The organism is Pantoea sp. CS_6 (assembly GCF_041954745.1).
GTDB classification, from domain to species: Bacteria; Pseudomonadota; Gammaproteobacteria; order Enterobacterales; family Enterobacteriaceae; genus Pantoea; species Pantoea stewartii.
Window position 1 is genome coordinate 347,201 of the sequence record NZ_JAVAYG010000002.1, and the last position, 12,339, is coordinate 359,539.

General features: G+C 56.2%; 9 protein-coding genes. 3 read left to right on the forward strand and 6 right to left on the reverse strand.

Annotated elements, in window-relative coordinates:
• Positions 1-111: 111 nt before the first annotated feature.
• Positions 112-1,287 (reverse strand): mannose-6-phosphate isomerase, encoded by a 1,176-nt coding sequence (gene manA, locus RAC90_RS04605; protein ID WP_054633837.1) that lies wholly within the window; start codon positions 1,285-1,287, stop codon positions 112-114.
• Positions 1,288-1,478: 191 nt separating this feature from the next.
• Here manA and fumC point away from each other — a divergent pair, with 191 nt between their 5' ends.
• Positions 1,479-2,876 carry a class II fumarate hydratase gene (gene fumC, locus RAC90_RS04610; RefSeq protein ID WP_375124020.1) on the forward strand — a complete coding sequence of 466 codons (1,398 nt, stop codon included), beginning with the start codon at positions 1,479-1,481 and terminating at the stop codon, positions 2,874-2,876.
• A gap of 34 nt (positions 2,877-2,910) precedes the next feature.
• On the opposite strand, the gene tus is transcribed toward fumC, so the two are convergent.
• The 4 genes from tus to RAC90_RS04630 form a co-directional block, all read right to left on the reverse strand.
• On the reverse strand, positions 2,911-3,813 hold the full coding sequence (gene tus, locus RAC90_RS04615) for a DNA replication terminus site-binding protein (protein ID WP_375124059.1): 903 nt from the start codon (positions 3,811-3,813) through the stop codon (positions 2,911-2,913).
• 356 nt (positions 3,814-4,169) lie between these two features.
• Positions 4,170-4,787 (reverse strand): undecaprenyl-diphosphatase, encoded by a 618-nt coding sequence (locus tag RAC90_RS04620; RefSeq protein ID WP_162285673.1) that lies wholly within the window; start codon positions 4,785-4,787, stop codon positions 4,170-4,172.
• Positions 4,788-5,114: 327 nt separating this feature from the next.
• Positions 5,115-5,885 carry an iron export ABC transporter permease subunit FetB gene (gene fetB / locus RAC90_RS04625; protein WP_375124021.1) on the reverse strand — a complete coding sequence of 257 codons (771 nt, stop codon included), beginning with the start codon at positions 5,883-5,885 and terminating at the stop codon, positions 5,115-5,117.
• Entirely contained in the window at positions 5,863-6,540 is a 678-nt protein-coding gene (locus RAC90_RS04630) for an ATP-binding cassette domain-containing protein (RefSeq protein WP_044241999.1), read from the reverse strand. The genes fetB and RAC90_RS04630 overlap by 23 nt, the downstream gene beginning before the upstream one ends.
• Before the next feature lie 503 nt (positions 6,541-7,043).
• Here RAC90_RS04630 and RAC90_RS04635 point away from each other — a divergent pair.
• Both RAC90_RS04635 and RAC90_RS04640 read left to right on the forward strand, forming a co-directional pair.
• Positions 7,044-8,228: an MFS transporter gene (locus RAC90_RS04635; protein ID WP_375124022.1), complete on the forward strand. Its 1,185-nt coding sequence runs from the start codon at positions 7,044-7,046 to the stop codon at positions 8,226-8,228.
• A 187-nt stretch (positions 8,229-8,415) separates the two neighbouring features.
• The gene (locus RAC90_RS04640) at positions 8,416-8,910 is read left to right on the forward strand and encodes an Rrf2 family transcriptional regulator (RefSeq protein ID WP_006119082.1); all 495 of its coding nucleotides are present in this window, start codon (positions 8,416-8,418) and stop codon (positions 8,908-8,910) included.
• Between the two features lie 261 nt (positions 8,911-9,171).
• Here RAC90_RS04640 and oqxB read toward each other — a convergent pair whose 3' ends face one another.
• A complete protein-coding gene (oqxB, locus tag RAC90_RS04645; protein ID WP_058701955.1) occupies positions 9,172-12,327 on the reverse strand; it encodes a multidrug efflux RND transporter permease subunit OqxB in 3,156 nt (1,051 codons plus the stop codon).
• Positions 12,328-12,339 lie beyond the last annotated feature (12 nt).

Consider the following 12,339-nt stretch of genomic DNA (forward strand, 5'->3'; position numbering starts at 1 on the left):
TCCTTATCCTTGATTTCACCCGTGTCACAGACAGCGGGTGAAGAAGCGCCCGCAGGCATTTTAGCTAATAGTTTGAAATAATAGCAGTTAAGCGCAATGGCGTCAGCCGTCTCAGTTAAACGTGTTATACACGCGCGCCACCCGACCCTGGCCGGTGAGTGACACTGGCGCATCGGTGGCGGCCACGAAACAGGACTCGCCGGGTTTTAGCACCAGTTGCTGCTGGCGATTGGTGACGGTGGCCTCACCTTCAATACAAAACAGCAGTGCCGCGCTTTCCTGATGCAGGGTAAGCGGCTGCGCATTCACCGTATGAATGGAGAAAGCAAAGTCGTCTACCGGAATGGGAAAATACTCGCCATCCTGCTGTATCTCCGGTTGTGTAAGAAGCTGGCTGGCCGGCTTTTCGTCAAATTTGAGGTTGGCCATCAGTTCCGGAATATCAATATATTTTGGCGTCAGGCCAGCGCGCAAAACGTTATCGGAGTTGGCCATGACCTCCAGCGCCACGCCATGCAGATAAGCATGCGGCGTTTCCGCAAACAGGAACATCGCCTGTCCGGGCTGCAGAGTAATCACATTGAGCAGCAGCGGCGAGAATAACCCGCTGTCATCCGGATAGTATTCCGCAATCTCATGAATGGTTTGCCAGGGTTCGCCTGTCTGCTGACTGACGACGTTTTTCAGTACGGTTAACGCCTGCGCTTTTTCGTCCTGTTGAAGCGACAGCAGGGTTGAAAACAGTTGCGCCAGGTTGTCGGGGCTCGGTTGGCGCAGGAAATGCGCGATCTCAGGATGCGCGTCCGCCACTGGGGTGAGCAGTGTCACCATCTCGTTGCGCTCGCGAAACCCATTGATGGCTTTAAACGGCGTTAAGGCGTACACCAGCTCCGGTTTATGGTTGGCATCTTTATAGTTACGCTCAGGCGAACTGAGCGGTACAGAGGCGGCATTTTCACGCGCAAACCCCTCTTCGGCGGCGGATTTGCTGGGGTGCACCTGAATTGAGAGCGGCTGATCGGCACACAGCACTTTAAATAAAAAGGGCAGTTCGCCAAAGCGTTTTGCCACGGCATCGCCCAGCATCTGCGACGGATGGGCCGCGATGACATCGCGTAACGAGCGGGATTGCCCCTCAACGTCAACGGCGGACGGGCTTTTAGGATGCGCCCCCATCCACAGTTCCGCCATCGGTAAGTCTTCAGGATTGGCGATGCCATACAGGGAGGTTAATGCCGTCTTGCTCCCCCAGGCATAATATTGCACCGCATTACTCATCTTTTTCATTTCATTGCCTTTCTGGCATGGGAATATTGCGCTTATTAAAGCAGAAACTGGCATGGAAAATACATATCCAGCGCAAGAAGGATGCTAAGCTCGGATGATGTTAAAAATTTGTATGAGTTTATCTGCTTCATGCGTAGCGAACACCCGCGCGTGAACGAAGGGTTTATTTAAAACGGTGAAAGGAGAAAGTCATGGCAGCCAATCGCGTTGAAAAAGATTCAATGGGGCCAATTGATGTACCGGCTGATAAACTTTGGGGCGCACAGACACAGCGCTCCCTGGAGCATTTCCGTATCTCAACAGAGAAGATGCCGGTGGCGCTGGTGCACGCGCTGGCGATGACCAAACGCGCGGCCGCCAGCGTTAACCGGGATTTAGGCTTACTGCCTGCGGAGCGGGCGGAGGCGATTATTCAGGCCGCTGATGAAGTGCTGGCGGATAAACACAGCGATGAATTCCCGCTGGCGATCTGGCAGACCGGCTCCGGCACCCAGACCAACATGAACATGAATGAAGTGTTGGCCAACCGTGCGAGTGAGCTGCTGGGCGGTGAGCGCGGCATGTCCCGCCTGGTGCATCCCAACGATGACGTTAATAAAAGCCAGAGTTCAAACGATGTCTTCCCGACGGCGATGCACGTTGCGGCGGTCATTGCGGTACGAGAGCACCTGATTCCCCAACTGAACGTCCTGAAGCAAACCCTGCGTGCCAAATCTGACGCCTTTAAAGACATCGTTAAAATTGGCCGTACCCATCTGCAGGACGCCACGCCGCTCACGCTTGGTCAGGAGATCTCCGGCTGGGTCGCCATGCTGGAGCACAACCTTAAACACATTGAGCAGAGCATTCCGCATCTGGCCGAGCTGGCGCTGGGCGGCACCGCGGTGGGAACCGGCCTGAATACCCATCCTGAATATGCCGTGCGTGTGGCGAAAGCCCTGGCGGAACAGACAGAGCAGCCGTTTGTGACCGCCCCTAATAAGTTTGAAGCCCTGGCCACCTGCGACGCGCTGGTGCATGCACACGGTGCGCTGAAAGGCCTGGCGGCTTCACTGATGAAGATTGCTAATGATGTCCGCTGGCTGTCATCCGGTCCGCGCTGTGGTATCGGCGAAATTGCTATCCCGGAAAACGAACCCGGCAGCTCCATCATGCCGGGCAAGGTTAACCCCACCCAGTGTGAAGCGATGACAATGTTGTGCTGTCAGGTCATGGGTAATGACGTGGCGATTAACATGGGGGGCGCATCAGGCAACTTCGAACTGAACGTTTATCGTCCGATGATTATCCATAACTTCCTGCAGTCCGTTCGTTTACTGGCGGATGGGATGGACAGTTTCAATCACCACTGCGCTGTCGGTATCGAACCGGTGCGTGAGCGTATTGATCAGTTGCTCAACGAGTCGCTGATGCTGGTCACCGCGCTGAATACGCACATCGGTTATGACAAGGCCGCTGAAATTGCCAAACAGGCCCATAAACAAGGCTTAACGCTGAAAGCTTCGGCGCTGAAGCTGGGCTATCTGACGGAAGCGGAGTTTGATGCCTGGGTGCGTCCGGAAGACATGGTGGGCAGCATGAAGTCGTAAATCAGGTCTGTCAGGGCCTGCACAGGCCCTGATATCACACCGGGCAGTCCACCCAGAGATGCAGGCGTGGGATCAGCAAATGCAGGGGTTCTGCGGCGGGTTTATAGCGATGCGTAATCGCCTCCGCATCGTAATTCAGCAGCTCACCTAACTTTGGCACCTGGGTGCGATCCCGGCACAGCACAAGAATCGGTGACGGGCAGGCAAGCTGCGTTTGCTTTTTCTCTTCCGTACGCCAGATGCGCGCAACCGGCTGCACTTTCACCGGACGTTTAATCTTCAGGCGCGCGGATGCGGGCAGGGCACGTACATCCGCCAGTTCCTGCTGCACTTTTTCCGCCCACTGCTCGCGTGTCCAGGGAGCCTGGGCACGGCCAGCCTTCAGACTCTTTTCCAGTTGGGCGATGATCTCGTCCCGTTTAACGTTCTTAATGACCTGCTTGTTTGCCCAGCCAAAGCGCACACTCTCTGGCGCGGGAAGGGCGGTGATGGTCCGGTAAGCATTCAGGGTAATTAAGCCGCGCAAATGCTGATGCACAAATTCGAACCGGGCTTCGGAAGGCAGACCGGACTCCACGGTGATCATGTGCTCAAGACGGGCTTTCAGCTGGTTGATGCTGTTGATAAACGCGGTAAGCTGCTGCGCGTCCTGCTCGTTGCATTCGATGCAGAGCGCACCCGGCAGGCGCACGGCGGCTTTAGTGCTGAGCTTTTCTGACTGGTGCTGCATGAACAGACGGCAATAGTGGTTGAGCGCCCGCTCCCGCGCCTCTGTGCCCAGGTGCTGCTCCACGGCAATCTGAGTAATCGCATCGTGTTCATGCCCTTTTTCAATCGGGGGCAGACTGAAGACCCGGGCGATTAACAGCGGCTGCGCCTCAATCTGCTGCCGTAATGCTCCCAGGGCTTCTTCGAGATCCTTGACGCACTGCTGCATATCTGTGACTAAATCATAACGCACCGCAGTCTCTCCTGTAGTTACAACATGCTCAATGTGGCAGAAAGATCGCGCTGCTGCAAACGTCTTTATAGTTACAACATACTAAACAGGCTTTCTGGAATGGTGCGGTCTGTGGCATAAGCAGGGCGAAGATAGCACAGGGTGCGATGGGGCCCACCAGAAAAAAGCGAGTGACAGCTCCACGCGGGACAGGGTGCATTACCATCGTCACCAGCGTAGACAGAACCGGCGGGAAGCGGCTGGTCACCTACGGTGACAAAACCAAAAAAGGTTATTCGGTGCCTGGCGGGCGCTCTCGCCGCCTTCAGGCACCGGGGTTAAGCGGCGCAGGATTACGAATGTCGGCTGAACAACTGATAAATCCGTTCCGGGAGCAGGCTGAATAAACATATTGATACGGCTTCGCAACATGACAGCAGCGTTTCGCCTTTTTTGCGCCAGAACAGGGTTACGATGATCACGGCTACGGCCGCTACACCGAGCGCGCCTGCCATATCCAGTGGGAAGTGAACCCCGAGAAAGATGCGTGACCAGGCAACCAGCAGTGAGACGAGCGTGAGAATGCCACCGGAGCCCCAGTTACCCCTGGCCCATAATGCCAGCGTGATACTGAAAAACAGCGTGCCGTGGTCGCTGGGAAATGACGTATCCGCAGCGTGATCGATCCACAGATGACCCAGCCGAATCATAAAAGGGCGCGGATGAAAATAGAATGCTGAACAGAGAAAATTCAGTGTCAGCCCTGTGATGGCCGTTACGATGGCAAACAGGGCGGTTTCGCGTTCTGCGCGCCCACCTGTAAACCAGTAAATCAGCAGCATAAGCGGCAGCAGAAAGATCAGATACTCTGCGCTGAATGTCGCAAAATCGATGAGCCAGCCGGGCGTGCCGGGAAGGGCATTAATGGTAAGGAACAGATCCTGATTATAGGTTTCCAGCAAAGTATTCATCAGCGCGTGGGCTCTGTGGTAAAGAGGACAAGGGCCATTTTCCCCGCGCAAGATTAATAAAACCTTAATCGTCATTCGCCGCGTTCATCTGTTCAGCCCGCTGAATGAGTGGAAACACGTTCTCAAGAAAGAGGCCCGCCTTGCGGCTGCCAAAAACACCACAGCGGTAAGCGCAGGGTATCCTCAGGCGGGCATGATATGTCAGCGGCAACGCGCATTTTCTCCCTCACAAACAGGGGGGATCTCGTTCAGTCAGTGCCTGACCGTTAACCCCACCCATGAGTGAAGAACACACCGCGTCGGTAACGTGACGTGGTGCCTGAAACATCACTTCGCTAAGGCTTTCAACTGCGATCGGGCCGTGAAAAAACGACGATACGACAAATAGACGGCGATGATGGTCGATAAACTGGCTGTGCCAAGCAGCATAAACGTAACCATAATCTGGTACTTAATCGCCTTAAGTGGGTCAACACCCGCAAAGATCAGCCCGGACATCATGCCGGGTAAACTCACCAGACCAACAGTTTTGGCGGCATCAACGGTGGGGATCATCGCGGCGCGAATGCTGTCGGCAAGGATTCGCTGCGAGGCCAGTTTGACTGGCGCGCCAAGGCTCAGCATCTCCTGAATTTTTTGGGCATTGTCGCTGAAGCGCTGGTTCAGGTTGCTGTAACACAGCCCCACAGCAACCATGGCATTGCCGGCAATCATGCCGGAAACCGGAATGACCTGCATAGGCAGAAAGGCGATTGCACCGCTCATGACCAGAATGGTCAGCGTAATGGCGGTGCCACTCGCGATCGCAACGAACGAAATCACAAAGGCATTACCGATGTTACGGCTGCGCTTACGGGCATTAAGCGCCGCATTGACGCAGATAAACAGCACCATCAGCACGGTCAGCCCGCCGTTATTCACATCAAAGACCGACTTGAGGACATAGCCTACGATGGCCAGTTGAACGATCGCACGGCTGACGCTCCACAGAATATCTTTGCTCATGCCAAGCTTCTCTTTCTGGCTGATAAGCAACGCAATCAGGACCAGAACCAGCGACAACAGTAGCGAGTTGTCACTTATTGTTGTCTGATGCATTCATCTTCTCCCTGTCAGGTGACGTGAGGCGAAGCACATGCTCTGCCTGCTGTATGTCGTTAACATCGTGACTTATCCAGACGACGGCCATCGGGTGTTCTGCGACAAGCCGCCTGATCAGCGACTGTACCGTCAGGCTGTTTTCTTCATCAAGCGCGCTGGTCACTTCGTCAAGTAACAGCACGGCCGGCACAAACTGCAGATGGCGCAGCAGCCCAATGCGCTGCTTTTCGCCGCCAGAGAGGGGCTCAATCGCAGCATTCAGCATATCCGGCGAGAGATTAACACTCTCCAGCGCCGCCTTAAGTTTTGCCTGTGGCGGCGTCTGGCGGCGAAGTTGCCAGGGCAGGGCAAGGTTGTCATAAACCGTCTGACCGAAAAGCTGTGGCGTCTGAAAACAGTACGAGACCTGCTGACGGTATTCCTCGGCCCTGAGCGTGGCGATATCGCGGCCCTGAAAGCGGATCTCTCCGGTCGTTGGCGTTAACAGAGAGGCAAGGATCTTCAGGAAGGTACTTTTGCCACTGCCGGAGGCACCGGTGAGCACGACAACGTCGCCCGGCGACAGCTGTAAAGAGACCGGCTGCAATAGCTGTCTGCCGCCGTGTGAAAAGGTGACATCCTGCGCATCGAGCAGGGGCAGAGAAGGGGCCATCGTTGCTTCCTGGATAGGGGTTAATAAGTCCGGTTCGTCGATATCTGAAAGGCGGTGCATTCAGCCTTTTACTCCTTGCGTGGCTTTCCAGCCCGGCCTGGCATCTTCCTGTTTATGCCGTGTCCTGTCAGGCCATGAGTCAGAATAGCCGAATTCACCACCGGTGCTAACGGAACGCACAAGCCGGTTCAGTCGGGCAACGACATCACGCCGCGCGTCCCGCTTCGGCTCAGGCCTGAGCGGGACATGCCTTTTTCATTTTGGTTGCTGATTTTTTCACACCCTGCCGGGCGATTAACTGTGCGGCAGGGCAACAGCACATTTTGAATGTCCTTATCGCCTTAGCTGCGTGTGCTCTACCACCACAGGGAGAAGAAATCCCGCTGGGGCGCGTTGGTAACCGGACCGTTGGGGGCGTAAAAAAGCGGTAAAGCCAACGGCGGCATTTTTCCTTTTAGCTGAACATGTTATAAAAATACTTTGTTTGCTAACGGATCCTCAACATGGACGTGATTAAAAAGCCGGGTGTCAAGCAAATTGTCACGCTGGGCCTGGTTCAGATCCTCTCCTGGGGCGGTTCGTTTTATCTGATGGCGGTCATGGCCGCGCCTGTTGTAGCAGAAACCGGATGGTCGCAACAGTGGGTTTACGGCGCGTTATCGCTGGGCATTTTAGTGTCTGGGTTGCTCGCTCCGCGCTGTGGCCACCTTATTGCACGCACGGGCGGTCGCCTGATGCTGGCACTCAATGGCATCGTGATGGCGGCAGGGCTTACCCTTATGGGATTCAGCCATCACTTACCGGTGTTTTTACTGGCTTGGGTCATCATCGGTATCGGCATGGCGATGGGGCTGTATGATGCGCTGTTTGCGACGCTGGGCACCCGCTATGGTGGGCAGGCACGCAGCGCCATTACCGGCATAACCCTGATTTCCGGTTTTTGTACCAGCGTGGTCTGGCCTGCCACCGCGCTGCTTATTCACTGGCTTAACTGGCGGGGCGCGTGTTTCGCCATCGCCGCGCTGTTGCTGGTCAGCGTCTTACCGGCCTATTTTTATGCTTTGCCCAAAGGCCATCTTATCTCACCCGTCAAACGTAAAAGCGCACCCGGCACAGCGCCGGATTTGCCCGCAGTCTTGTTTTACCTGTTGTGCGCCATTTTCACGCTGGCCTCGGTGATTATGACGGCCATTTCGGTGCAGCTTATTACCCTGTTGCAGGCCAGTGGTTACAGCATGGCGGCGGCGCTGGCAATCAGTACGCTGCTGGGGCCGTGCCAGGTGGCATCCCGTCTCATTGATATGGCCTTTAAAGGGGGCCATCCCATCTGGACCACTTTTTTTTCGGTGGGGCTGGTGGCGCTGGGGTTGTTGTTGCTGGCGCTGTTTCCGCAACTGGCCCTGTTAAGTATGATCTTTTACGGTGCGGGAAACGGCTTACGCGCCATTGTGCGCGGCACTTTGCCGCTGATGATGGTAAAACCTGAAGCGTACGCGGTACTGGCAGGCCGGATGGCGCGTCCGGCGTTAATGGGGCAGGCGGTAACGCCGTTAGGCGTGGGCTATGTGTTTGCGACGTTGGGGCCCAAAGCCACGCTGTGGTTACTGTGCACACTGGCAGTGATAAATCTGCTGCTGGTGGTGGCACTGAAAAAGCGGCTTCCAGCGCCAGCGCCATCTGTGCGCTAATGCTGTCCGCTACCGCTGGGCAAATAAGCACCTTGTGCGGTCGCGGGCTTCCGGGTGGGGAATATGTGCCTTGTGGCGGGTGGGTTGCTTCTAAAAAGTGACAGTGTTTGTTATATTCATCCCTGTTTGTTGGTTCACTTAGGCGGCTATATAACAACAAGAATGCACCGCAATTCAGGATACAAAGATGCTTGATTATCGCTTCCCGACAGCTTTGCAAATGGTTCTGAGTGTGGCGGTGGCGGAGCAAATGGGAAAACGCTCTACCAGCGCGATTCTCGCTTACGGGCTTGAAGCAAACCCGAGCTTTATACGTAAGTTAATGGTCCCATTAACCCGTGATGGCATTATCGTGTCCACGCTGGGTCGTACGGGTTCCATTCATTTGGGCAGACCCGCAGCTGAAATCACGCTGCGTGATATTTATGTCTCTGTGACAGATGATAAAAAACTCTGGGCGGCTCGCCCGGATGTGGCACCGCGTTGCCTGGTCAGCGCCAACCTGTGCTGGTATTTTAAATCGATTGCCGAGGAAGCCGAGCAGGCATCACTGGCGGTACTCGCGAAGCGCACCGTCGCCGACGCGTTAAATGAGCTGAAAACCCACGACACCAGCAACTGCACCGCCGTGCCTGAGCCTGAGGTGACGGAACCGGATACCGACTGCAAAAAAAGCCGCTGATGCGGCTTTTTTTACGTCTTATGTAAACTGACGACCATCACGTGCGAGGGTGTTGCATTCATCATCGGCAGGTTTCACCGTCACGTCCTCTCTGTCTGTCTCTGACGAACACCCGTACTCAGTTATCCCGTCCGCGCTCGCACAACGCCTTTTAAATAAAATAAATGCTAACCGGCTCCGCCAGGGCACGGGTCAGGCGTTGTATATACTGACGTTGAGAGGCAGTGCCCCGACGTCCGCAGGATCGTCGGGGCACACGCATTACTGCGCGTGTTCCGTAACCGGGCGCGCGGCGTTACGCGTCACCAGCTTACGCAGCGCCACATAAAACACCGGCGTTAAAAACAGGCCAAACAGCGTCACGCCTAACATACCGGAGAACACCGTGACGCCCGTCACGCCGCGGACTTCCGCGCCTGCGCCTTCCCCCAGAATCAACGGAATAGTTCCGGCGATAAAGGCGATAGAGGTCATCACGATAGGGCGCAGACGTAACCGACAGGCCTCAAGCGCGGCGTCGACAATCCCTTTACCCTGCATCTCCAGTTCGCGCGCAAACTCCACAATCAGAATGGCGTTCTTACAGGCCAGGCCCATCAGCACCACCAGACCGACCTGCACAAAGACGTTGTTGTCTCCACCTGTTAACCACACGCCCAGCAGGGCCGACAGCATGGTAACCGGCACAATCAGGATCACCGCCAGCGGTAACGTCCAGCTCTCATACAGCGCGGCCAGCACCAGGAAGGCCAGTAACACCGCCACCGGGAAAACAATTAGCGCGGTATTGCCCTGCGTCGCCTGCTGGTAGCTGAGGTCGGTCCATTCGATGTTCATGCCGTTCGGCAACAGCTGGCCGGACATCGCCTCAAGCTGGCGCATCGCCTGGGCGGAGGACAGTACCCGAGGGTCCGCATCACCGATCAGGTCCGCCGCCGGATAGCCGTTGTAACGAATAACCGGATCGGGCCCGTAAGTGGTGGTGATATGCACCATGCTGCCGATGGGCACCATCTCGCCACGATCGTTGCGGGTACGCAGGTTGGCAATGTCCTCCACGCTGTCACGAAATTCGCCATCTGCCTGTGCCATCACCCGCCAGGTCCGGCCAAAGCGGTTAAAGTCATTAACATAGGACGACCCCAGGTAGGTTTGCAGCGTACTGAACAAATCCGTCAGCGCCACGCCCTGTGCCTTGGCCTTATCACGGTCAACCTGCACATCCAGTTGCGGTACGTTGGCCTGATAAGACGAGATGGGGAAGTGCATGCCTGGCGTCTGCATTACCGCGCCGGAGAGTGTATTAATCGCGGTTTGCAGTGCGCCATAGCCCAATCCGGCCCGATCCTGTACATAAAGCGAATAGCCCGAACCCTGGCCCAGACCCAGAATCGGTGGCGGCATAATGGAGAAGCCAAACCCCTGCTGGATACGGGCGATTTTTGCATTGATGTCCGCGTTAATCTCCGCCGCCGTGCGCTTACGTTCACTGAAAGGTTTCAGGCCGAAAAACACCGTGCCGCTGTTCGGCGTATTGGTAAACTGCAGCGCATTCAGGCCCGGGAAGGCAACCGCATAGGCCACGCCTTCCGTTTGCAGACCGATTTCGCTCATCTGCCGGATGACCTCATCCGTGCGCGCCAGCGACGATCCTTCCGGCATTTTCACGCCGCCAATCAGGTAAAGCTTATCCTGCGTGGGGATAAATCCGCCCGGTACGGCATGGAACATCCAGCCGGCGCCCGCCAGTAACACCAGATACACGCCAAATACCGCGCCGCGCCGCCGCAGGGTTTTCGCTACCATCGACTCGTAGCCATGGGCCGTGCGGTGAAAGAAACGGTTAAACGGGCGGAAAATCCAGCCAAACAGCCAGTCGATCAGGCGCGTGGGCCTGTCTTTGGCGGCCTGGTGATCCTTCAGCAACATCGCTGCCAGCGCAGGCGATAAGGTCAGCGAGTTGATGGCAGAGATGACGGTCGAAATGGCAATGGTGGTGGCAAACTGCTTGTAAAACTGACCGGTGACGCCCGACAGAAACGCCATCGGCACGAACACGGCACAGAGCACGAGAGCGATAGCGATAATCGGCCCCGATACTTCGCGCATAGCCTGATGCGCCGCCGCTTTGGGTGACAGACCCATCTCAATATTGCGCTCAACGTTTTCCACCACCACGATGGCATCATCCACCACGATACCGATGGCCAGCACCAGACCGAACAGGCTCAGGGTGTTAAGCGAGAAACCGAGCAGGTAAAGCACGCTGAACGTGCCCACTACGGAAACAGGGACCGCCAGCAGCGGAATGATCGAGGCCCGCCAGGTTTGCAGGAACAGAATCACCACCAGCACGACCAGAAAGACTGCCTCCAGCAGAGTCTGGACCACGGCCTTGATGGAGTCGCGCACAAACACAGTGGGATCGTAGGGCGCTGCCCATTTTACATCGTCAGGAAAGCGGGTGGCCAGCTCATCCATTTTGGCTCGCACCGCATTGGAAAGATCGATCGCGTTGGCCCCGGGGGCCTGAAAAATACCAATGCCGACGGCATCTTTATTGTTCAGCTGCGAACGCAACGCATAGCTGCCCGCACCCATTTCGATGCGTGCCACATCGCGCAGCCGCACCAGCGAGCCGTCCTCAGCGGTTTTTAAAATGATATCGCCGAACTGCTGCTCATTTTCGAGCCGGCCCTGCATGTTGATCGACAGCAAAAAATCGCTCTGCTTTTTCAGCGGTTCCGCACCAAGCTGCCCGGCAGAAACCTGCACGTTCTGCTCCTGCATTGCGCTGACGACGTCGGCGGCGGTCAGGCCGCGTGCGGCCACCTTGTTGGGATCCAGCCAGACGCGCATGGCATATTCGCCTGCACCAAAGATCTGGATCTGCCCGACGCCTGGCAGGCGGGCCAGTTCGTCTTTCACTTTCAGCGTGGCGTAATTACGCAGGTAAAGAGAATCATAGGTACTGCCCGGCGAAAACAGATGCACCACTAAGGTCAGCGTAGGCGACATTTTTTGCGTCGTAATGCCCAGCCGGCGCACGTCTTCAGGCAGTCGCGCTTCCGCCTGAGCGACACGGTTTTGTACCTGAACCTGCGCCTGGTCCGGATCGGTGCCGGGACGAAACGTGACGGTGGTCACCAGCACGCCATCCGAACCGGCGACGGACTTCATGTACATCATGTTTTCGACGCCGTTAATCGCTTCTTCCAGCGGGGTCGCCACGGAATCGGCAATGACCTTTGGGTTCGCGCCGGGGTATTCGGCGCGCACCTGCACGCTCGGCGGCACCACGTCGGGATACTCACTGATGGGCAATAACGGTATGGCGATCAGGCCGGTCATGAAAATCAATACCGACAGCACGGCGGCAAAGATTGGCCGATCAATAAAAAAGCGGGAAAAATCCATATCAACCTCGGG

Coding starts and splice junctions, on each gene's coding strand:
- manA (WP_054633837.1), bottom strand. CDS start 1,287: ATGAAAAAGATGAGTAATGCGGTGCAATATTATGCCTGGGGGAGCAAG.
- RAC90_RS04635 (WP_375124022.1), top strand. CDS start 7,044: ATGGACGTGATTAAAAAGCCGGGTGTCAAGCAAATTGTCACGCTGGGC.
- RAC90_RS04640 (WP_006119082.1), top strand. CDS start 8,416: ATGCTTGATTATCGCTTCCCGACAGCTTTGCAAATGGTTCTGAGTGTG.
- tus (WP_375124059.1), bottom strand. CDS start 3,813: ATGCAGCAGTGCGTCAAGGATCTCGAAGAAGCCCTGGGAGCATTACGG.
- RAC90_RS04620 (WP_162285673.1), bottom strand. CDS start 4,787: ATGAATACTTTGCTGGAAACCTATAATCAGGATCTGTTCCTTACCATT.
- RAC90_RS04630 (WP_044241999.1), bottom strand. CDS start 6,540: ATGGCCCCTTCTCTGCCCCTGCTCGATGCGCAGGATGTCACCTTTTCA.
- fumC (WP_375124020.1), top strand. CDS start 1,479: ATGGCAGCCAATCGCGTTGAAAAAGATTCAATGGGGCCAATTGATGTA.
- fetB (WP_375124021.1), bottom strand. CDS start 5,885: ATGCATCAGACAACAATAAGTGACAACTCGCTACTGTTGTCGCTGGTT.
- oqxB (WP_058701955.1), bottom strand. CDS start 12,327: ATGGATTTTTCCCGCTTTTTTATTGATCGGCCAATCTTTGCCGCCGTG.